Annotated in this window: 21 protein-coding genes; 6 read left to right on the forward strand and 15 right to left on the reverse strand. The window is 38.8% G+C overall.

What is annotated here, in order from left to right; all coding sequences use genetic code 11:
* Nucleotides 1–156: 156 nt before the first annotated feature.
* The 4 genes from MWU84_RS04110 to MWU84_RS04125 all read left to right on the forward strand — a co-directional run bounded on the left by MWU84_RS04110 (nt 157) and on the right by MWU84_RS04125 (nt 5096).
* The gene (locus MWU84_RS04110; protein ID WP_246898573.1) at nt 157–1443 is read left to right on the forward strand and encodes an esterase-like activity of phytase family protein; all 1287 of its coding nucleotides are present in this window, start codon (nt 157–159) and stop codon (nt 1441–1443) included.
* Nucleotides 1444–1792: 349 nt separating this feature from the next.
* Complete coding sequence (locus MWU84_RS04115; protein WP_246898576.1) at nt 1793–2653, forward strand: RNA polymerase sigma factor RpoD/SigA; 861 nt, start codon at nt 1793–1795, stop codon at nt 2651–2653.
* Nucleotides 2654–2888: 235 nt separating this feature from the next.
* Complete coding sequence (locus MWU84_RS04120) at nt 2889–4358, forward strand: NAD(P)/FAD-dependent oxidoreductase (RefSeq protein ID WP_246898578.1); 1470 nt, start codon at nt 2889–2891, stop codon at nt 4356–4358.
* A gap of 9 nt (nt 4359–4367) precedes the next feature.
* Nucleotides 4368–5096 (forward strand): c-type cytochrome, encoded by a 729-nt coding sequence (locus tag MWU84_RS04125; RefSeq protein WP_246898579.1) that lies wholly within the window; start codon nt 4368–4370, stop codon nt 5094–5096.
* A 363-nt stretch (nt 5097–5459) separates the two neighbouring features.
* Here the strand turns inward: MWU84_RS04125 and MWU84_RS04130 are convergent, their stop codons facing one another.
* Together MWU84_RS04130 and MWU84_RS04135 are read right to left on the reverse strand one after the other, a co-directional pair.
* Nucleotides 5460–5600: a hypothetical protein gene (locus tag MWU84_RS04130; protein WP_246898581.1), complete on the reverse strand. Its 141-nt coding sequence runs from the start codon at nt 5598–5600 to the stop codon at nt 5460–5462.
* Nucleotides 5601–5628: 28 nt separating this feature from the next.
* Nucleotides 5629–6453, reverse strand: coding sequence for a DUF4440 domain-containing protein (locus MWU84_RS04135; protein ID WP_246898584.1), 825 nt, complete (start codon nt 6451–6453; stop codon nt 5629–5631).
* Nucleotides 6454–6655: 202 nt separating this feature from the next.
* Here MWU84_RS04135 and MWU84_RS04140 point away from each other — a divergent pair, with 202 nt between their 5' ends.
* Nucleotides 6656–7570 (forward strand): response regulator transcription factor, encoded by a 915-nt coding sequence (locus tag MWU84_RS04140; protein ID WP_246898586.1) that lies wholly within the window; start codon nt 6656–6658, stop codon nt 7568–7570.
* 103 nt (nt 7571–7673) lie between these two features.
* On the opposite strand, the gene MWU84_RS04145 is transcribed toward MWU84_RS04140, so the two are convergent.
* The 3 genes from MWU84_RS04145 to MWU84_RS04155 all read right to left on the reverse strand — a co-directional run bounded on the left by MWU84_RS04145 (nt 7674) and on the right by MWU84_RS04155 (nt 13202).
* Nucleotides 7674–9878: a hypothetical protein gene (locus MWU84_RS04145; protein ID WP_246898588.1), complete on the reverse strand. Its 2205-nt coding sequence runs from the start codon at nt 9876–9878 to the stop codon at nt 7674–7676.
* A 396-nt stretch (nt 9879–10274) separates the two neighbouring features.
* Nucleotides 10275–12302 carry a M13 family metallopeptidase gene (locus MWU84_RS04150; protein ID WP_246898590.1) on the reverse strand — a complete coding sequence of 676 codons (2028 nt, stop codon included), beginning with the start codon at nt 12300–12302 and terminating at the stop codon, nt 10275–10277.
* A gap of 348 nt (nt 12303–12650) precedes the next feature.
* The gene (locus MWU84_RS04155) at nt 12651–13202 is read right to left on the reverse strand and encodes a fasciclin domain-containing protein (RefSeq protein ID WP_246898592.1); all 552 of its coding nucleotides are present in this window, start codon (nt 13200–13202) and stop codon (nt 12651–12653) included.
* Between the two features lie 212 nt (nt 13203–13414).
* Between MWU84_RS04155 and MWU84_RS04160 the strand changes: the two genes are divergently transcribed.
* Nucleotides 13415–13762 (forward strand): DoxX family protein, encoded by a 348-nt coding sequence (locus MWU84_RS04160; RefSeq protein ID WP_246898594.1) that lies wholly within the window; start codon nt 13415–13417, stop codon nt 13760–13762.
* 11 nt (nt 13763–13773) lie between these two features.
* On the opposite strand, the gene MWU84_RS04165 is transcribed toward MWU84_RS04160, so the two are convergent.
* The 10 genes from MWU84_RS04165 to MWU84_RS04210 form a co-directional block, all read right to left on the reverse strand.
* Nucleotides 13774–14139, reverse strand: coding sequence for a DoxX family protein (locus MWU84_RS04165; protein ID WP_246898596.1), 366 nt, complete (start codon nt 14137–14139; stop codon nt 13774–13776).
* A 410-nt stretch (nt 14140–14549) separates the two neighbouring features.
* A complete protein-coding gene (locus MWU84_RS04170) occupies nt 14550–15080 on the reverse strand; it encodes a hypothetical protein (protein WP_246898598.1) in 531 nt (176 codons plus the stop codon).
* 398 nt (nt 15081–15478) lie between these two features.
* Nucleotides 15479–16075, reverse strand: coding sequence for a DUF6515 family protein (locus MWU84_RS04175; RefSeq protein WP_246898600.1), 597 nt, complete (start codon nt 16073–16075; stop codon nt 15479–15481).
* Nucleotides 16076–16344: 269 nt separating this feature from the next.
* Nucleotides 16345–16797, reverse strand: coding sequence for a GNAT family N-acetyltransferase (locus MWU84_RS04180; RefSeq protein ID WP_246898603.1), 453 nt, complete (start codon nt 16795–16797; stop codon nt 16345–16347).
* Nucleotides 16797–17738, reverse strand: a complete 942-nt coding sequence (locus MWU84_RS04185; protein WP_246898605.1) for a hypothetical protein — start codon at nt 17736–17738, stop codon at nt 16797–16799. Before MWU84_RS04185 ends, MWU84_RS04180 begins: the two co-directional genes overlap by 1 nt.
* Before the next feature lie 26 nt (nt 17739–17764).
* Complete coding sequence (locus MWU84_RS04190; RefSeq protein ID WP_246898608.1) at nt 17765–18172, reverse strand: hypothetical protein; 408 nt, start codon at nt 18170–18172, stop codon at nt 17765–17767.
* Nucleotides 18165–18458 carry a hypothetical protein gene (locus MWU84_RS04195; RefSeq protein ID WP_246898610.1) on the reverse strand — a complete coding sequence of 98 codons (294 nt, stop codon included), beginning with the start codon at nt 18456–18458 and terminating at the stop codon, nt 18165–18167. The genes MWU84_RS04190 and MWU84_RS04195 overlap by 8 nt, the downstream gene beginning before the upstream one ends.
* Before the next feature lie 196 nt (nt 18459–18654).
* Nucleotides 18655–18999 (reverse strand): 5-carboxymethyl-2-hydroxymuconate Delta-isomerase, encoded by a 345-nt coding sequence (locus MWU84_RS04200; protein WP_246898612.1) that lies wholly within the window; start codon nt 18997–18999, stop codon nt 18655–18657.
* 102 nt (nt 19000–19101) lie between these two features.
* A complete protein-coding gene (locus tag MWU84_RS04205; protein WP_246898615.1) occupies nt 19102–20310 on the reverse strand; it encodes an MFS transporter in 1209 nt (402 codons plus the stop codon).
* 51 nt (nt 20311–20361) lie between these two features.
* Nucleotides 20362–20865: a lipocalin-like domain-containing protein gene (locus MWU84_RS04210; protein WP_246898617.1), complete on the reverse strand. Its 504-nt coding sequence runs from the start codon at nt 20863–20865 to the stop codon at nt 20362–20364.
* Nucleotides 20866–20946: the final 81 nt, after the last annotated feature.

The raw sequence follows: 20946 nt of genomic DNA on the forward strand, positions 1-20946 counted from the left end.
CATAAGTTAGTTCCTTACTTGTTTCTTAGTTAACACCCTCCCCCCTTAACTCCTTGATTATATACACCTTATAATAATGATAAGGTAACATACTATTAACTATATCGGAACAACTTCCTTTTACTTTTAGACTCTAAAACCAACATAAATATGAAAATGAAAAATCAAGTTTTTTTTGGACTACTGCTGTTATGCGGTCTAACAGCATGTGAAAAGTTTCATGGTAACGGCGGTTACCCTGTGGAAGAGGAGGAATATGAAGTTCCCGATCTGGGCAATACCGGTGTTAAATTACCGTATACCGTATTAAAAACCGTAGGTGATGTTGAAGTTCGTAACGGAGGCTTTGGTTCCGCTGCTTGTGCCCACCCTACCAACAAAGGTGAATTTTATGTTTTAACAGATCGTGGCGCCAATTTAGGCACCACAGGCGGTAAAATTTTTCCAACACCGGATTATACACCAAGAATCGGTCATTATAAATTACTGCAAGATAAAACGATTGAAAAGCTGGGGGAGGTACTTTTAAAAACTCCCTCTGGTTCTAAAATTAGTGGAAGACCTAATCCCGAAGGCTTTGGCGCCACGGGAGAAATACCTTATGACCTAAATATGTCCGTATTGGAAAATGACGAATACGGTTTGGATAGCGAAGGATTGGTAGCCTTAAAGGACGGAACCTTTTGGGTTTCTGACGAGTACGGGCCACATATTGTACATTATGATACCAACGGTGTTCAATTGGAAAGGATCAGCCCCGTGTTTATCAATACCGGTGACAGAAAGATTCCTGCCGTATTTGAAAGACGATGGGCAAACAGAGGTATGGAAGGTCTAGCCATAACTCCAGATGAGAAAACCCTTGTAGGTATTATGCAATCTACTCTATACAACCCTTCCAAAGACGATGTTGCCGATTTTACCATTACGCGAATTGTTACTTTTGATTTGGCTACGGCCGAAACAAAACAATATTTGTACAAGCAGGAGAAAGCCAAGAATTCCAACTCGGAAATTACGGCGCTAAGCAGTACGGAATTTTTGGTAATTGAAAGGGACGGCCTATTTACGGGCGACGATCCAACGGCCCAAAAACATATTTACAAAATAGACATTAGCGGTGCAACCGATGTTTCCTGTGATGATATAAATTCCTTGGACGGCATGCTGGTGAACGGGAAAACACTTGAGCAAAATACTTGGGAAGAATTGGCAGCCGCCAATATTGTGCCCGTTAGCAAAACGCTTAGTGTTGATGTAGTTGGCACTTTAGGTGATTACCCACATGAAAAAATGGAAGGAATCTGGCTTATTGATGAAAATCGTATTGGGATTGTCAATGATGATGATTTTGCCGTTTCCGGAACCGATGCCATAAATCAGAAAATATTACCTGGTTCAACAGATATAGATCAAAACACCCTATATATTGTACACTACTAGTTCCAACTAAATCCGGACAACAGTATATTTTGAAAAAAGCTATTGGGAAAATATTTCCAATAGCTTTTTTTGGAATTTCTCAAAGGTTTCTCCTGCCTACGTAACTTTTTTACCTGCCAGGAGGTCTCTTAGTACGACCTAACTGACCTATTTATGAAAACTATTTTGGGTTGTCCAAAAAATTTACAAAGGGCATATGGATTGATATATCTCTTAAGACCTAAAAATTATTAAGAAAAGGTGATTTGAAGTGATTTATTTAAATAACTTCAAAATAATTGCTATTTTATTAGGAATTATGCAAAAAATTGTTAAATTATAAGTTATAACTAATAATTAAAACAAATATATGAGGCAACTTAAGATCACGAAACAAATTACAAACAGAGACACCAGATCCTTAGAAAAGTATTTTCAAGAAATATCAAAAATTGAATTGATTACCCCAGATGAGGAGGCGGAACTGGCCAGAAGAATTCGTGAAGGAGATCAGATTGCCCTTAATAAATTAGTAAATGCCAATTTACGTTTTGTGGTTTCTGCTGCAAAACAATATCAAGGTAAGGGCTTGCGCCTTTCCGATCTAATTAACGAAGGAAATATTGGCTTGGTCAAGGCGGCCCAACGCTTTGATGAAACCCGAGGATTTAAATTTATCTCCTATGCGGTTTGGTGGATCAGGCAGTCTATCTTGCAGGCGATGTCCGAACAATCGCGTATGATTCGATTGCCGCTGAACAAAATTGGTGAAATAAGCAAGATAAACAAGGTATACTCCTATTTGGAACAGACCTACCAACGGCCCCCAACTGCGGTAGAAATTGCAAGGGAATTGGATATGAGTCCGGCACAGGTTAAACTGGCTATCAAGAATTCAGGTAGGCATTTATCCATGGATGCACCTTTTGAAGACGGCGAAACTTCCAATTTATACCATGTAATAAAGTCCAAAGAAGCCATCAGTCCTGATGCCAAAATGATGCAGGAATCCCTTAATACAGACATTGAGAAGGTATTAAATACACTTCCGGATAGGGAAAGTGCCATTATACGTCTTTACTATGGAATTGGGGAGCGAACCCCAAAGAGCCTCAGCGAAATTGGGGAGATCTTTGATGTCACCCGTGAACGTGTAAGACAAATTAGGGAAAAGGCCATACGAATGCTCCAACGAAAATCGCGCAACGAAATTTTAAAAGCTTATTTGTAAGATCATTTTAGCAACATAAGACTGCATTAATAAGAAAGTCGACCTTATAAGTCGACTTCTCTTTTGCGCTCCTACCTAATTCCGGCCTTTAAATATATTCCCAGGAAGTTATATTATATTGAAAAAACCATGTGAGACACCATTACGTTCGGTATATGAAAATCTAGGTCACTCAAAAAAAGTTCGTATATTCAGTAGTGTAAAAACAGCCTTTGTAAAATACAATACCCAGTTTATGAGCCCATTAAAAAGAAGAACTTTCATGAAAAATGTGGTCACTGCAGGTGTTGGGGCCACCGTTTTACCTATTAATTCACTTACTGCCAAGGAGGTTGACACGGCCTTGGATACTGAATGGCCAAAACCATCGGCAGCTCCAAAAAAAATAATTGTCGGCGGTGCGGGAATTGGTGGGCTTTGCTGTGCCTATGAATTGATGAAAAAAGGACATGAGGTCATTGTTTTGGAAGCATCCGGTAGACATGGCGGGCATGTGTATACCACGCGAGATGAATTGTCGGACGGACTCTATGGCGACTTCGGGCAGGAGCATATTGTAAAGCCTGGTTATGAAAGATATTGGGAATACCTGAAGGAATTCAACATTACAGCCCTGCCCTACCCTAGGAGAAAAAATTTAAAAAGAAGGATCAATGGAAAGTTCTATACGGAACAAATGCTCCAAGACCCCGGTGTATTGAAAGATTTTGGTTTTAACAAAAGGGAAATTGACTATCTATCTTCCAACCCGTGGTCCGACCTAAAGTCGCTCTATACCAAGCCGTACCTCGATGCTTTCAAAGATGAATACCAACCTTTCAATGTTGGGTATGATGCCTTGGACAAGGTGCCCATGTCCGATATTTATAAAAAAGAAGGTGCTTCTCCTGCTGCCATGGCATTCTTGGGGGGAAACAATTCTTCCGCGCTTTATGAATTGTGGTATGCCGCCATTTTAAAAATGAGGGGCGTAGCTACTTACCCAACCGAAGTTTTTAGATTAAAAGGCGGGAACCAAATGTTGCCGAATGCCTTTGCCAAAAGATTGGGCTCCAGAGTGTGGCTTAATTGCCCCATTACTTCCATAACCAACGGGGAAACAGGAATAAGGGTCACTTATGAACGGCAAAAGGAGATAAAAGAAATAACCGCTGATTATTTTGTTAACTGCATTCCCCTGCCTACCCTTAAAAAGATACCCATACAGCCAGCTTTAACTGAGAAGAAGCAGTATATCAACGAGAAAATCACCTATGATTCCTATCAACGCTTTGTATTTCAGGCGAGTTCCAAGTTCTGGGAAGATGATGGATATAAAGATATTAACATGAGCCTGGATCATCCCGATCTCTGGGAAGTATGGCAATCCGCAGAAGAAGTAGATACTCATAGGGTTATTGTACTGGGAACAGGACCTGGTGGTGTTTCCCCTCAACGGGCATTGGCAGCTTTTCGTGAAGTTTATCCAGGAAAAGCGGATACGATAGAGTTGGCGGTGGGACGTGATTGGACCAAACAAAAATATTCCCCCAACTGTGAAAGAACTGCCTTTCCCATTGGAGAACTACATAAATTTTGGCCTAATATTATAGCGCCGGAGGGCCGTATTCATTTTGCTGGTGCCTATGCTGATAATCTCAATTGGGGTACCGAAGCAGCCACCCGATCCGCCAACCGGGTTGCGGAAACCATAGACAAGCTATAATCCTGCAGGATGAAAAGAATTGCATTCTTTGGCCTTATCATACTTGCCTGCCTATATTTCCTCTTGGGTTTTTCATCGCTCCCTATCCAAGAAAATGGCGCTCCCACAATTAAGATAATAGCACCTACCGCCGAGAGTACTTTTAGGTGGAATTCCCTTTTACCGTACGAAATACTGGTTTCGGACGAGGAGGATGGAAATTCTGAATACGATGAAATTACACCAAACGAGGTGCTTTTAACAGTAAAATATTTAAAGGATTCTGCAGAGATAAATCCCTATTTGGACAATGAGGCCAATACCGATTACAAACCCTTGGTGCAAATGGGCAGAGCTACATGCTTCAATTGCCATATGGCCAAAGGGACATTAATTGGTCCATCATTCGAAAAGATAGCTGCCAAATACAACAAGGATCCAAAGGCTGTGGAGTCCCTTAGCAAAAAAATAATAAGTGGGAGCACTGCTGTTTGGGGCGACGAAAAAATGCCTCCCCATCCTGATCTGAAGGTTGGGCAGATTCAGGAAATGGTGCGCTGGATTTTGGAAAATAATACAGATCCCGATAAAAATTATTTGGCAGGAATTAAAGGTGCTATTAAAACGAAGGAACAAACTACATCATCCTCAAAAAATGGTATTCTTGTTATGACCGCACGTTATACGGATCATGGCTCCGATAATCAAGGAGAAAGTAGTATCCAGGCCCAGAACACAGTTGTCTTAAAAAATCACTGACCTCTGCAGGATTTAAGCGTGGGACTTTATCCATAAGATATGGCCATTATTGGACCAAAATTAAAAAAGATGTTGCACTGGTGAAGTTATAAAGAAGCTAACACTACTCCATTCAGCTATTATATTCCTCCTCCGAAACAGCTTGCAGCCATTGGGTAGCTCCTTTGTCGCTGCTTGAAATTGCGATATGCGAAAATTCTGAATCAAGGATTGCTCCGTGCCAATGAGGGGTGTTTGGAAGACATTTTACTGTTTCTCCTTGCCTAAGAACACGTTTGGTTTTGCCTTGTTCCCGATAATAACCTTCACCTTGGGTTAGAATTGGTAAGTCCGTCGTTTAGCGGATCTTCCAAGTTTATTAAATTACCCCGTGCCGTATGGCTGGCAATTTCTATGATACTCTTTTCCTGATTGGATAAGCGAATCTTGGTTTCCACCGTATTTTGGGGCTTTCAATGGGTATCCAAGAATCAATATCAATACCAGCACAAGACTAATTTTCATGGTGAATTTTTTTATTGCGTAAAAAGCCTTATTCCCTAACCATTTGCTTTACAAAAGAAAGGTTGAGCAGTTTCCATTCTCCACCTATCTTCTTGTACATTTCAGTTACTATAAAGGGATTGCTAACCTCGTTTCCGCCTACTTCGGCCAGCAGTGTAATGGTGTTGAGCAAAACGGCGGTATCATCCATCACTTCTACCGAAGCCTCGTGCACCGTGGCTTTCTTGTACCATATGCCGCCGCTCTTAATAATGTCCAATTCGCGTTCCGTTCCCCATGATCCGCCCATATGAACATACTGGGCATCCTTATGAAAGAGCTGACCCAATTTTTCCGTGTCCTTATCGGCCATCCACTGCCATTTATCCTTTGATAGTTTTAAAAGCTCTTCATTTACAGAATTTGGCGCCTGTATGGCATCATATTCCCCTTGTGTCAACTCGTTCGTCCATACCGTAGGGGTCTTTCCGCTTATAGCCAAATAGGTAACCGGACTATTGGGAGCTGCACCATGCCAATGCTCCACGTTGGGGAGACATTTCACTACATCACCTGCCTGAATTACCTGCACCTCTTTTCCTTTTTCCTGATAATAGCCAATACCGTTGGTAATCAATAATTGTTGTCCATTTGGGTGTATGTGCCAATTAAGAAATGCTCCCGGTGCAGAGACTGCCTGTGCCACATGATAATCAAAAGTTTCATCAGCTTCCGTAACATGACTAAGCCAAACATCGCCTTTGTGGTGCACGTTAGGTGCGAGTTTCCCTTTTGGGAAAACAGATTCCTGGGCATTTAAAGAGATAATCATTACCAATGCCAATATTAAATTGATCGCCCTTATTTTTTTCATATTATTTATTTTTAAGAGTTCTTAAATTGTCTAATTCAATCCTTTTCTTTAAGAATGGATTTCTGTCGAATCAAAATTAGGTCAAGAAAGTAAGAACAGTGTACCTAAGTTACGGATGTTCATACCATTATTACAGATTTTTACTTAAGGTATTGACTTCTTGGTTATCCATAGCTTATCTTTATAATAAATAGCATTGGTCGTGAGGCATATTTTAGAAATTAAAACGGTAGCGGATTATTTGAAGTTGCGTAATTGCGAGGTATTACATCCGTTGGTGGGTATTGTAGATTTTGACAAAGTGAATGAAAATGGATATACCAGTACCTCATATGATGCCTTTCACTTTGGTTGTTATGCCATATTTTTAAAAGATGCCGTTGGGTGTAAGCTTAAATATGGTGGTAAATCCTATGACTACGATGAAGGCACACTTGTTTTCATGGCGCCAAACCAAACGATTGAATTGGGCGGTTACGACCCTAATTTCATTCCCAAGGGCTATGCCTTGATTTTTCACCCAGACTTGCTGTTGGGTAGCGATATGGCCAAAAAGGTACATGAGTACACTTTTTTTACCTATTCCAGCCATGAAGCCTTACATCTTTCTTCCAAAGAACGAAAAGTGATATTGAGTTTGCTGGACAAAATCCAGTTTGAACTGGAACAGAATATGGACAAACACAGCAAGAAGTTGATTGTAGGGAATATTGAACTGTTCCTGGATTATTGCCTAAGGTTTTATGACCGACAATTCTTGACCCGGGAAATGGTAAATCAGGGAGCTTTGCAAAAATTTGACGCGCTGCTAAAGGATTATTTTTCTTCGGAAAAACCCAAAATCCACGGATTGCCTTCAGTAGTCTATTTCGCGGACCTATTACATTTATCCCCAAACTACTTTGGGGACCTGGTAAAAAAAGAAACAGGAAAATCGGCTCAAGAATATATACAAGGCAAACTCATTGATGTGGCAAAGGAAAAAGTTTTCGATCCAAGCAAATCTGTAAGTGAGATTGCCTATGAATTGGGGTTTAAATATCCTCAGCACTTTAGCCGTTTGTTTAAGCAAAAGGTTGGGCACTCCCCTAAGGAATTTAGGGCATCCATTAATTAATTTGGTTAAAATGATACCACACGCTCCCCAGACTTAAGCCATAAGATCAAACAAAAAAAAGGGAAGTCAGCTAGACTTCCCTTTATTATGCCTTAATATTTCACTACTCGGCTTGGGGAGCACTTATGGCATCGACATACCTACCCGCCCAATAGGGCAACAAATAGATATAGGGGGCATATTCCCGTTTTCCATCACTACCGCCATTGTTTCTGTAGGCCCCATTATGCAAATGGAGTGTCCGCTCGTCACCGGGCAATACCTCGGTATAGGTCTGTCTTCTAAAATTAGGTGCTATTTTCGTCAGGTCTTTACGATGTTCATTATCAATTTTCCAATCGATGAGGTCCATAGGAAACTCCCGTAACCACCATGCGGATTCCTCAGTATCAATATTTTCCCCTCCGGAAAGTGCAAAAAGATAATTCCATAACGGATTTTTTTCAGAGCGTTCCACTTCCCAATGGCTTTTCACCGCATCAAAATGCGCCTCTTTTTGTGCTTCCGAAAAAGAATAATTAACAAAAGAGGGAATGGTCAAAAAATACATTTCATCATCAGAGTGGTTCCAGGTATTACTTAAATCCTGTCCTTCTACAAAACCGATGACCGAAGCCGATCGGTTGGCATTCTCATCGTATCCATATTTTTTTATCAACTTTTCAGCCCCCTTCTTATATTTTTTGTCTTTTGTAAAATGATAGGCTGCTTGTAGGAAAGACAGAATAAGCGTGGAGTTAAGCCTACGATCCCCTACGTTGATCGGGAAGCTATTTACATATTCCGGATTCCATTTTCCCCAAGCCGTTGGCTTTCCGTTCCAATCCACTAAGTACCAATCATTATCCATAATATGGTCCATCTCTATTTTTATTTGATGAATAGCCCTATCCCTCCAAGCCTTATCAGGAGCCAATTCAGCAAAAAGTGCATACACGAAAAAATGTCCACAGGATTCATCGCTGCTGGTTGTGGACTTCCATCGCCATAGTTCATCATCTGATAACTGCCATATCCTTCCATTTTCCTTTTCCCATTTCTCTCTCCACTCTTCGGAAAATCCATTGGCATGTAGTCCCACTTCATAGCCATCCCTTTCAAAAGACCTTGCCGGAAACCCTTTTAGATCAGGAAGTGCCGTCATCCTCTCCATGGCCTCAAAGGCTTCGTAGGCATTTTGTTTGGCATCTTCCGACTTGGTAACGGCATAGCGAAACAACTCCCCTGCCAAATACATGGATGTCCATAATCCATCATTATCGGTATCATGAAAATAGCCTGTGGAAAGGTCGCCCGGAGTTCTCATGGCCAGATCGGATGTAAAACCGTAGCGAATATGACGTAAGCGTTGAATTTCTTGAAAATACTCAGCTTTTTGCGCCAATGTCATAGGTTCAAAATCAATTTTGCTCATCCCCTTTTGGGTCAAGACCAGTACACTTCCGTCAGGACCTTCTGCAATATAGGCCACATGATCGTCTACCAACCATCGCTTTGAAGCGTAATAATCGTATTTACCATCTTCACGTAGTTTAAAGGCGCCTTTGGTTGAGCCCAACCAAAGGCTGCCGCGAATGTTCTTTACACTGGTTATTTCTGTCCAAGGTAGTTTTTCGTTCAATTTATTAAAGGTGAATGTTTTACGATCCAATAGATTTATACCGTTGGTAGTTCCCAAAACAATGGTATCTTCAAAAAAAGTGAAGGCCGTTAAATTATTGGCGGAAAACACCTTTTTCGCTGTCTTTAAAACACTGTCCACTTGGTACAATCCTTCTGCCGTTAAAAGCAAAAACTGACCGGAATTAGGGTCGAATTGAACAGATATCGGATTTAGGTTTTCGATGGAAGACCTCCAAACCTCTTGGTTGTTCTTAAAAATAGCGAAATTGCCCTCTCCTGCAACCAAGGTCAAAAAATCTGGGCCCATACCCATCGCCTTGGGAGCTACTATACCGTGGTTGATATATAACTTGCCCGCCCATGCATTGCTTAAAACCGCCTTCTCCGTTAGATAAACAAACTGACCTCGGTACTCCGTCAATGCAACAATATTCATATCGAGCAAAGGTCGATATTGAACATCTTGTCGAAGATTTTTTTCATGTGGGAGCAATAAGCCTTCACTGCTAAGGACTTTAATGGCCTTATTTCTATCACTGGCTACTTGAAGCAAATTCACATTCCCCTCCCCCTCTTTCAAGGAGAATTTATCAGCACTATCTTGAAGAAATGGCAGATCGGCGACCGTTTGTGCCTTGGTTGCAAAACCCACTAGTAAACAAAACCCTAAGAATAATTTTTTCATATGTGTCAATTTTTGAATCCATAAAAATAGATGCATGAAGACTAAGTTGTACCACTATTCTTGATTAATACATATAGTATTTTAACCTAAGCACTTTTTTATATCCAACAAACCAAAATACAAACATACCTGTGCATCCGGTTTATATTAAAAAAACCAACAATGCCACCATATGAAGATTCATCGGTATACTGTTATCTAAGTATACATGCTTTCAAAATAGCCTACAAGGAATATCGAATCATAAAGACTTTAATTTGGTCTTGGACTTTACAGCTCGTTCTGCAAATAGGCTAATATTCCATGTGTTTTAGAAAAATGAAATTGAGCAAGTGAACGCTATTGCCCTCTCTGAAAATTACTCAATGGATAGTTATGTGGCTGAGTATTGATCCCTTACCAAATCTTAATTCTTTCTGATTCGGACTTATAATTGGCTTCGCCCTCTTTCAAATTAAAAGCCTCATAAAAGGGGGTAAAATTCATTAAAGGGCCATTAACACGCCATTTGGGCGGAGAATGTGGATCAGTGGCCACATAATTTCGTAAAAACTCATCGCGCATTTTAACCCGCCATATACGTGCAATGGATAAAAAGAAGCGCTGGTCTGGAGTAAAGCCTCCAATCCTGGTAGTGTTCCCACCTTGTTCTGTTAACTTAAAGGCATCATAGGCAATAGCAATCCCTCCATTATCTGCTGTATTTTCGCCCACCGTTAACGCTCCTTTGAGGTACACACTATCCAAGACGGTAAATTTATTGTACTGCTCCACAATTTGTTGGGTTTTGGCCTTAAATTGCGTGTAATCGTCCTCTGTCCACCAATTGGAGATATTTCCATTCTTATCGTATTGTGCCCCTTGATCGTCGAAGGCATGGGTGAATTCATGACCTATCACCATACCAATACCACCGTAATTCACTGCATCATCGGCATAAAGATCAAAATAGGGCGACTGCAGGATTCCTGCCGGAAATACAATTTCGTTTAAGGATGGATTATAGTAGGCCGTAACCGTAGAGGGAGTGGTATGCCACTCATCCCTGTTGGGCGCTTTATTGAGTTGAGACAATTCATACTGAAATTCATTTTGCCGTAAGGCGACAACATTCTCAAAGAACTTGCCCCTATCTATGTCCACCTCATAGGTACGCCACACATCCGGATATCCTATTTTCTTATTTATAGCGTAGAGTTTGTCCAAAGCTTTAACCTTTGTGCTATCGCTCATCCAATCCAGCTGCTGAATACGCTTTTCCAAGGTTTTCTGAAAGTTATTGACAAGTTCCAAGGCGCGCTTTTTGGCATCTTCATTAAAGTAGCGCTTTACATATAATTGCCCTAGGGCAAAACCAATTTGCTGATCTACACGGCGTGTCATTAACTTTGCACGGGCCTGTTGCTCAGATTGCCCGGATAATACCTTGGTAAATTCAAATGCAGCGTTTTGAAAAGGGGTACTTAAAATATTGTCGTGAGATTTAATGGAGTGTGCTTTTAAATACAACTTCCAATCCTCTATAGGTATGGAGGCCAACGCCATATTTAAGGCTTCGTAATAGGCAGGCTGACCAATATCAACAGAATCCACCTCGGCTCCTAAATTTACCAACATCGCAGTCCATCCAATGTTTCCCTGGGTTTTATCCAAACCAGCCACAGAAAGTTTATGGTAGTTTTCCTGGACCACTCTTCTTTCTATCCTTGTTTTATGGGATTTCGCCAACCGCTTTTCAATGTCGTATACCGTATTGGCCTGCTGGCTTGCATTCTGATCTCCCACCAATTCAAAAAGGGTTTTAAGGTAGGTTTTATAAGCCTCCTGGATCTTTTTTACCGAAGGGTCTTCCTCAAAATAATAATCGCGGTCCGGCAACCCCAAACCTGTTTGAGTAAAATGCAATATATTGATGGCACTGTTTTTCTCATCGGGTGATACGTATGCCGATATTAGAGAATAATCCCCAGATTTTATTTGGGTCGCCACAAAATCCATTATAGAAGGAATATTGGATATGGTCTCTATTCTTTCCAATATGGGCACTATAGGAGTAGCCCCTCTTTGGTCTATGACAAGGGTATCCATACCGGAAGCATAAAAATCTCCCAGCTGTTGTTCAATACTGCCTTTGGGATATTCCCCTGAGGAAACTTCCTTTAAAATGTTTTGCAGTAGTTCCTGTTGTGGAATATTTAGAAAACGGTAGGACCCCACTCCTACCTGATCTTCTGCAATAACAGCTTCGTTGAACCATGTTCTGTTAACGTGGTCGAAGAAATTATCACCTGGTTTAATGGAGTCTGTAATACCCTCAAAAACTACTGTTCTCTCAACAGTTTGAGAATCACTTTTTACGGACGGTTCGTTTTTGCAGCATACAAGCAAGCAAATAAGTATAGGGAAGTAGTAAAGATTTTTCATTTGTTTAGGATATGATCTGTCAAATATATAAAATATTTGCAGTCACTGGTAAACCTCAATACTGCACTAGAACTTCTAACTCCTGACCTTATATCATATGATCTAAAGTTTGTCTAACATTTATCCCAAATTTTCCAATCTGTGGGTGGATGATTAAATAAATCCATCCCGTTGAATATTTGAGTTAGGTTCGACTTTCAAAAACGATTTTCCGGCAATATGGTTTTCTTTGATCCCTAATAATCTTTTGAAGTAAACGACTTTGGTTTCCCAAATATATATATAACAGCAAAAAAGCCATTACCGTAAAGTAATAGCTTTCCAATTTTAATTTCCAAAATCAATCTGTTATGGCATTACCACCGTATCTATGGCATGAATTACACCGTTGGAGGCCGCTACGTCCGCAATTACTACTGTGGCCATTCTGCCCTTGGCATCCGTTAAGATTACATTGCCATCTTTTAAACTTAAATCCAAACTCCCACCTTGAACGGTAGTTACGGTAAATTTTCCATTATTCGCATTAATAGCCTCTATAACGGGTGCAGCCTCAAATTTTCCGGATACAACGTGATATGTCAAAATACCGGTCAAAGTTTCTTTGTTCTCTGGCAATAATAGACTTTCCACAGTACCATCAGCTAATTTTCCAAATGCGTCATTGGTTGGTGCAAATACCGTAAAGGGACCTTCGCTGCTCAATGTGCCCACCAGATCGGCCGCTTTTACCGCCGCTACCAAAGTTGAAAAGGCGTCATTGCCCGCGGCAACCTCCACAATATTGGAATCAGCTTGTTCTAAGTCTCTTTCCTCTCTAATTTCATTTTTGTTTTGGCTAAAGGACATAAATAATAATCCCGCTATTGCCAAAACACCAAGTGTTTTAAATGTGCTCATAGTTTCTTAAGTTTTTAAGTATATGATAAAGGTAAGCAGAATACTTTTTTGTTTAATATAATTAACAAAGCATTAAACAAAATAATTATAGAAGAACGTTTTAGGTTGACTTACTTTGTAAAAGAAAAGATTACCTCTTATTATTCTAACCACTTAAATTGAACGAATTAATATAAGACGTAGCCTTACCGTATACTTTTTTTATAATATTTATGGGTTTCTTAACCGGTTTGTCTTTCTTTTCGGTAATTTCATTTCTATTCTTTGGAATAGCATGTTTCATTACCCCTGAAATGAAGGCGGAATATACAAGATATGGACTTGCTAAGTTTAGAAAAATTGTAGGAGTCTTACAGTTATCGGGATCTGGAGGGTTGGTCTTTGGTTATTATTACGATTCAATGGTCCACGCCTTAGCCGCAGGAGGACTTTCTATCCTAATGATATTAGGTTTCATAGTTCGTTTGAGAATCAGGGACAACTTTTTTAAGTCTGCCCCCTCCCTCTTCTATGCGCTTATAAATGCCCTTATTTTTCTACTTCTCATAAGAGCAATATAATACAATGTTTTCTAGAGCGGGAAAGCAATGATGAGGCACATGCACAGAAACAAGAAAGCCGGGAAGGATTTTTTTAATGGATCGTTTATTTTAATATGCATTGCTATAGACCCAATCAGAAGCGCAGCAAGACCTAGTGCCGATATTTGTCTCAGTTCAGGAACCCAAATAGCGGCAAAGAGACCAATGGCGAATATTACTTTCAAAGTGCCTACCACATAGCACATCCATACCGGAAGTCCATATACCTTAAATTCCTCTATAATGGTCGTAGCATTGCCTCCCCGCCATGGGGTAGCCTTTTTGTTTTGGACAAGCCACACATTTAGAATACTAAAAGCGACAATGCATTGAAGCGCAATCAATAAATAATTCATGGCTTTTGGATATTTAGTTAAAATATAATTCAAAATGTTTAACTAAATATAGTTATTATTAAACAAAAAATATAATTTCTTAACTAATTCTTATAAGTTTAATGCCTGTTTAAAGGAACAACTACCTCTCCTGAGCTTCAATTCCTGTCTTACCTTGTGCTAAAGAAGTAAATAAATTCTCTTTTTCAAGTTTCTCAAAGAAAATATGGCAAACCAGTACATTATCCATAGTTATTCTTTTCTGACGAATCTCGTGATAATGGCCAAAAGAATTTAATGTAATGTCATCTAGTTTTAATCCATATGCCCCAACTCCGGTAAGTAGTACTTATCAATAAGGTAAAAGACAGCCACCTAAAATTGAAGCCAAAAAAAAAGCAATTGTATGCTCTAATCGCAGTAAAAGAGGATTAAATAGAAAGCTCAAGGTTTTTGGTATCCTTTCCTTGTTTAAGTCTTACCTTATATGTAATTAAAGGGTTTTCGTTGACTTCATACAGGATCTGGCAATCCACTTGGTCTATAGCCCAGCCAGGATGTTCCTTTATAACTTTTGAACTCAGATTGTAGGGTAACCTAATGCTCTTGAAAGTCTGTTCGCTTTTAAGGATAATACCATTGTAACTATATACAGTGGTACTGGCATCTTTCTTTTCTTTCATCACCACCTTATAGGTAGAATTCTGCTTTGGCATAAACACTGAAGCTTTGGAAATATCATAATTTGCCACCAGCTTTTGAAGTGCTTTAGCCCGCATAGGCATGTAATCTTTTCGCAATACCTTCATAAATTTGGCATTGACCGTGTTTGTAAGTGTCGTATTGACCACAGATGGACTGACAGGTCTAGGAGCCCTAAAATGAGCATAGGTTATAGCGTCCTGAGAATAGGTAAGGGCATTCGCCCCCAAAAAAATCAAAGCAAGGAAATACGTTTTCATTTGAAGATAATTTTAAAGATGTTTGAAATGTTTAAAAAGACCGACAATAATATTTTCTTGGGAATAAAATACTATTTAGACCTATACGGGAGGAAAACAGTATAATAATTACAGTATAAACGAAGGGCGGGAAATAAGCATTGTTAAATATTTGATAATCAAATATTTATGCAATTTTACGTTTGTAGGTTCATCTATAAAATTACTAAAAAAATCTTTTGTGTCAAAAGGATTATCAAGTTAATTGGGCCCAACTTCCAAAAACATCCAATTTTAGAATGTAAAAAATCATGGGTTGCTTATTTCGCAGTATTCACATAAGTCCACAGCACAAAAAAAGGAGGATAATTAAAAAATCAATTACCCTCCCATTCACTAATTAACCAATCTAACCATCTTTATTCCATATCTATAAAGCCTACTACTTCATAGGCCCTACTGCCATCTACTTGTACTTTTTCATAAAGGATGCTGGAATATTCGTAATATTCCTTTCCATTTATGGCTACTTTTTCATAATCATCCGGAAGCTCATACACCATGGTTCCTATTTCGGGTTCTACCACTTCATATTCATTATTCATTTGAACATAAAAGACCCCTTGGGCATTGTAATAATTGTAATCATTAAAACTAACCCGCTTGTATTTTGCAGGTAAGCTGCTTATTCTGAATCCTATTTTAGGAGCAATTACAATATACCTTCCCCTGGATTGTGTGTAATACTTGTTATTGGCATAATAGTAATTCTGTCCGTTATGCTCGATAACTTTTCTATCGGGCACCGAACGTACCGAAACAACTTTTTTCATTGGAGTTTTATAAGTGACCTTTGTACTCGGTACTCTGTTCTTAACCGTTTTTTTGATCGTTGCGGACTTGGTACCACTGTTGGATCTGGAATTTGAGTTACCAACAGATTGCGCAGTTGCTTGTGTAACAAAAGCAAGGGCAATTAAAATTGATAAGGTGTATATTCTATTAAATGTTTTCATAAACTCTAAGATTTAAGGTTCTAATGGTTCTTAATACGTGGACGTTTCAACGTATTAACAGGATAAAGGTATTGGTACCCTAAAGAATTATGAAAGCAAATAGACGTTCGCGGGATTTCTATCTATGAATATGAAATTTTAACAGATTTAATGGGAATGGTCCATGACGTACTAAGGGAAATCCCCATTTACGAAACCAAGGACCATTAATCTATATTGTTCGGTAACCTTTATTTAGAAGGATAGTGTATATGTCCAAGAGGTGGCAATCAAAAATGCATCTTCATCCCTTCATGGCTGGCCTTAAACCCCAATTTTGTATAAAAAGCTATCGCCTTGGGCCTTTTCTTGTCCGTGGTCAATTGCAATACATGGGCCTTTCTTTCTTTTGCCCTGCCTATGGCCCAATGGAACATTTCGGTGCCGAGACCTGTTCCCCTTTGGTCCTTCCTAATCCGTACCGCTTCAATCTGTGCCCTGACACCTCCACGATAAGTGAGGTATTGTATAAAGGAAAGTTGTAAGGTGCCCACTACCTCCCCAGCTTCATTTTCAACCACAATGAGTTCCTGGTTGTTGTCCTGAACTATGTTCGCAAAAGCCTTGTAATACTCCTCAGGCAAGGGTGTTTTGAAATCTTCCCGAGTTTTTCCCAACTCATCATCGGCAATCATTTCTACAATGGCCGGAACATCATTCTTTGTTGCTTTTCTAAATTTCATCACAATACTTTACTTCCTCCAGTTTTTTTTAATCTTTCCAATACCAGTCGGAAATCTACCCAATAAATATCTCCCATATCCCCTCCTCCTCTGTGAAAAAATAGATACTTTCCATCAGGTGAAACACTCGCGGTCATCTCGCACATTTCTGTATTTATTTCAGGCCCCAAATTATAGGATTTGGTCCAGACTCCATTTTCCTTAAAACTGATATATAAATCACAGTCCCCATATCCGGACGACCTGATACCATCAAATATCATATAGCTTTCATCGGGTGCTATAAAGGGGTGCGCTATCATGGTTCCAGAATTTATTTCCTTACCCATTTTTATAAAATCCGTATATCGACCTTCATTATTAACAACATAATAAATACTAAGCTCATCGTCGGGGTTAGCCCCTAATTCCTCAGAGTTGAAATACAAGTTGCCATTCTCTGAAGAGGTTACAAACATTATAAACCTATCTTTAAATAGTTCTGCCACAAGCTTTGGTGGGCTCCAATCGTTTTTGTTTTTCTTAATATGCCATTCATGTATTCCCGATGATGCAATAGTATCGTTAAGTGGCCTATTAGTTCCAAAATAAAGTACATCGCCTTTTGGATTGATATGAGGTTCAAAATCCCATGTATCCTCTGACGAAAAAAATGCTATATCTGGTTCTGCCCACTGACCATCAACTAATTTTGTGACAAAAATATTATTTCTCTCTTTTGGTCTACGACGTGTAAAATACATTTCGTCCATTTGAGGACTGAAGGTTATTGCGAATTCCATGGCAGCGTCAGTGGAAATAATACGCGGTCCAAAAACCAAAGGAGTATCTGTTGGGATTTGATCTCCAAGTAAGGTGAGATTTGATTTTATGCTATTCTGGCAAGAAATAAAGGTCAATAGGAAAGTCAAAAAAATGGATGTGATTTTTTTATATTTCATATTGTTGTTTTTGAGGATTAAGAAAATCATTGTTTGAGTTTCTTTTTAATTGGAATAGTAATTAAGAGTAAGATAAAAGCTATCCCAAACCCTAGAAGCCCAATATTGATTCCCAAAAATGTTTTTTCATTTCCATCCAAATATTTCATGGAGCCTCCGTAAGAGTCTTTTAAGGCAAATGCCAACAAAAAGCCTCCAGTGATTAGCAAACTTAAAATTGCACTTACCCTTGTTTCCTTTTTGACCCACACCAACCATAAGCAGAAAAGCCCAATACACGAATTGGTAATTAATTGCCATACCTCATGAATTCTAACATGGGGAGTCCAATTTGGATTGAAAACATGGGTTGCATTGATTTCCAAAAATGGAACCACAATGGCATAAAGAAGGATACTGAATGTAATGATTGACCTTGTCTTTTGATTATTCATTGTCGTACAATTTTTCAGTAGCCTTTTTAAGATTAGCGTTTGGTAAAAACTGATCAGTTATAGTTAATATGGCATGTAAATTATCGCGCAATCTATCCAATTTAATTTCACCCGGTTTGATAGATGTTTGCAATAAATGTAGCGCCATATCGGCCAAAAGCATACGTTGTTTTTCCAACCACTCCTTATCGTCCTTATTTGCCGGATTATTCAAGTAACTGGTTTCAACTTGATTATGTAACTCCCAACTCAATTTTAGTATTTTTAATTTTTCGTCTTCATTCATCTTATGTTTTTTCTATTATTGATAATTGTTTTATTTTTTGTTGAAAAACGATTAGAATCTTTCCAAATCACCAAAGACCTTTTTAAATAATAGGTCGTCCGTCTTTAATAAAAATTAATTCACTAAATATATTTTCTTATAACGTGAACATGGTTTATGATTTATTCATAAAATATGGCAGGAGTTCATTATCGGCCTAAACCATGGTTTTATTACAATAGGTTGCTTTCTCAAAATCTCGAATGTTCATAGATAGAATGGGAACTTCCGGGAACATTAATTTTAACTCGCTAATAATTCTCCTGGACAGAAAACTTTTTTGCTCCTTGGTCCTACCCTCCATAATATTGGCAAAAATATGAATGAAATCACTGTTTGTATTCCCAATGGTATAATGCTTGTAAGGGTTGATCCTCACCTTAATATCCCCTTCGTCAAAAAGTTCCGTAGACTCGGCGGTATCATAGACCTTTTGAATAATCTCTTTCGGAGTTTTCAAATTGATAATGTTTTCTGAGCAATCTATTACAAAGTGTGGCATATCTTCTATTTTTTTAGTTCCTGTAGCAAAGATGCTTTTAAAAAATAAAAACATATTGTTCTAGAGGTAGAACTATTTGTTCCAAAAGCATTGTTATTTCTTCTAAGGGGTTGAAGAGAGCAATCTTACTTTTTTAGGATTTAAATTGGGCAAGAAAAAGCAAACAACGCCTATTAAAGGCAGGAAAGAACAAATTTGATACACAAAATAAATCGAGGTGTAGTCAGCCAAAACACCGATTATTGCGGATCCAATAGCGGCGACCCCAAAAGCAAAACCGTAAAACAAACCAGAAACTACCCCAAGTTTGTTTGGCAGCAATTCTTGGGCATATGAAATAATTGCTGGGAATGCAGAGGCCATTATCAACGCTATAATGACCATAAAAATATCAGTATAAATAAGATTCATATAAGGTAACACCAATGTAAACGGTATAGCCCCCAAAACAGAAAACCATATAGCATATACCCTTCCAAATTTATCTCCAATTGGTCCCCCAATGATCGTCCCCAACATATAGGAAAATAAATAGACAAATAGATGTATTTGTGCTTGCTCTATGGTAAGGTCAAACTTTTCAATTAAATAGAAGGTGTAATAATTGGATAGGCTTGCCGCATAAATAAATTTTGAAAAAATTATTACCAACAGTATACCGAATACCAATTTTGTTTTTCTTTTGGAAAAGCCGACACTTACCAATGGGGAAATTATTTTTCTTGATTTAACACCGTCCAAATACCTTTTATACCAGACGGTAATTTCCTTAAGTACCAGCAACCCCAAAATTAATGGTAACATAAATACAATAATTAAATCCTGAGAATCCGGTAAAACAATAAGAGCTACCATCAAAGGAGCTAGTGCGGTCCCTAAATTACCTCCAATTTGAAAGATTGATTGTGCCACTCCTATCTTTCCGCCAGATGCCAGGTTAGCAATTCGACTGGATTCCGGATGAAAAATGGCCGAGCCCCCACCCATTAAAATACAGGCTGCAAGTATCGCGTAAAAGCTACTGGCATAAGACAACAACAAAACCCCAAAGGCAGATAAGCCCAATCCATAAATTAACGCATATATTTTGGGGCGTTTGTCCGTATAACGCCCCACTAATGGTTGCAATAGGGAAGCAGTAAACTGAAAAGCAAAAGTTATTAATCCAATTTGTATGAACGATAGCTGATACTTTTCTTTTAACAAAGGATAAATGGAAGGAATAACACCCTGAATTAAATCGTTGATAAGGTGGGCAAAACCAATAAAATAAAGGATGCCAAACGCAGCTTTTGAATGATTGTTGATCATAATACCTAATTATAATTCGGGATGTATTCCCATGCCCCCCCCCCCTAGTCTTTAATTTCTCTTTTTCCAAACCACCTCTGCTATTACAGCATTGCCGCCTTGTGTTGTATTTGTTACCTTGTATGTAAGCACTCCATTATGACAGCTAAAAGCTCTTTTTTGAATCTTGTTTTCCCAATTAGGAAAGGATGCATGTAGAATATTAAAAGCCATTATTCCAGTACTGGGATCTACGGAGTATCTGCCGTAGTGGGCATTAAAACCTTTAACTATTGCAGCATTTTCTTCAGCCGTACTGGTGTTTTTGTTGCCAGATGCTATTAATGGCCTGTTCTTCTTCAATATTTGAGTGGCATAGTTTCCGTCTGCATCAAATATTAATAATCCATCAGGATTTTGACCATAAGGCTCAACCTTGCTGCCGTTTTCATAAATGTTGGTGATAGATACGAGGGACCAAGAGCCAATAAATTCGTTTTCCACTTCGGGCTCCACTTGCTGTCCAAATACTCCTACATGGAAGAATATGAGACATAAAATAATTGTTTCTTTCATTTTTTAAATATTAGATGTTTTTATTTGAGACAAAGTTCACGATAAGTTCTAAATTTGTAAAACGTTATTTTTCGATAACAT

The sequence above is a fragment of the Arenibacter sp. F20364 genome (assembly GCF_023015905.1).
GTDB lineage: Bacteria > Bacteroidota > Bacteroidia > Flavobacteriales > Flavobacteriaceae > Arenibacter.

Coding starts and splice junctions, on each gene's coding strand:
- MWU84_RS04115 (WP_246898576.1), top strand. CDS start 1,793: ATGAGGCAACTTAAGATCACGAAACAAATTACAAACAGAGACACCAGA.
- MWU84_RS04200 (WP_246898612.1), bottom strand. CDS start 18,999: ATGCCACACTTTGTAATAGATTGCTCAGAAAACATTATCAATTTGAAA.
- MWU84_RS04150 (WP_246898590.1), bottom strand. CDS start 12,302: ATGAAAAATCTTTACTACTTCCCTATACTTATTTGCTTGCTTGTATGC.
- MWU84_RS04110 (WP_246898573.1), top strand. CDS start 157: ATGAAAAATCAAGTTTTTTTTGGACTACTGCTGTTATGCGGTCTAACA.
- MWU84_RS04180 (WP_246898603.1), bottom strand. CDS start 16,797: ATGAAATTTAGAAAAGCAACAAAGAATGATGTTCCGGCCATTGTAGAA.
- MWU84_RS04210 (WP_246898617.1), bottom strand. CDS start 20,865: ATGAAAGAAACAATTATTTTATGTCTCATATTCTTCCATGTAGGAGTA.
- MWU84_RS04135 (WP_246898584.1), bottom strand. CDS start 6,453: ATGAAAAAAATAAGGGCGATCAATTTAATATTGGCATTGGTAATGATT.
- MWU84_RS04170 (WP_246898598.1), bottom strand. CDS start 15,080: ATGAAAACGTATTTCCTTGCTTTGATTTTTTTGGGGGCGAATGCCCTT.
- MWU84_RS04130 (WP_246898581.1), bottom strand. CDS start 5,600: ATGAAAATTAGTCTTGTGCTGGTATTGATATTGATTCTTGGATACCCA.
- MWU84_RS04120 (WP_246898578.1), top strand. CDS start 2,889: ATGAGCCCATTAAAAAGAAGAACTTTCATGAAAAATGTGGTCACTGCA.
- MWU84_RS04165 (WP_246898596.1), bottom strand. CDS start 14,139: ATGAATTATTTATTGATTGCGCTTCAATGCATTGTCGCTTTTAGTATT.
- MWU84_RS04175 (WP_246898600.1), bottom strand. CDS start 16,075: ATGAAAACATTTAATAGAATATACACCTTATCAATTTTAATTGCCCTT.
- MWU84_RS04125 (WP_246898579.1), top strand. CDS start 4,368: ATGAAAAGAATTGCATTCTTTGGCCTTATCATACTTGCCTGCCTATAT.
- MWU84_RS04205 (WP_246898615.1), bottom strand. CDS start 20,310: ATGATCAACAATCATTCAAAAGCTGCGTTTGGCATCCTTTATTTTATT.
- MWU84_RS04195 (WP_246898610.1), bottom strand. CDS start 18,458: ATGAATGAAGACGAAAAATTAAAAATACTAAAATTGAGTTGGGAGTTA.
- MWU84_RS04185 (WP_246898605.1), bottom strand. CDS start 17,738: ATGAAATATAAAAAAATCACATCCATTTTTTTGACTTTCCTATTGACC.
- MWU84_RS04145 (WP_246898588.1), bottom strand. CDS start 9,878: ATGAAAAAATTATTCTTAGGGTTTTGTTTACTAGTGGGTTTTGCAACC.
- MWU84_RS04160 (WP_246898594.1), top strand. CDS start 13,415: ATGGGTTTCTTAACCGGTTTGTCTTTCTTTTCGGTAATTTCATTTCTA.
- MWU84_RS04155 (WP_246898592.1), bottom strand. CDS start 13,202: ATGAGCACATTTAAAACACTTGGTGTTTTGGCAATAGCGGGATTATTA.
- MWU84_RS04190 (WP_246898608.1), bottom strand. CDS start 18,172: ATGAATAATCAAAAGACAAGGTCAATCATTACATTCAGTATCCTTCTT.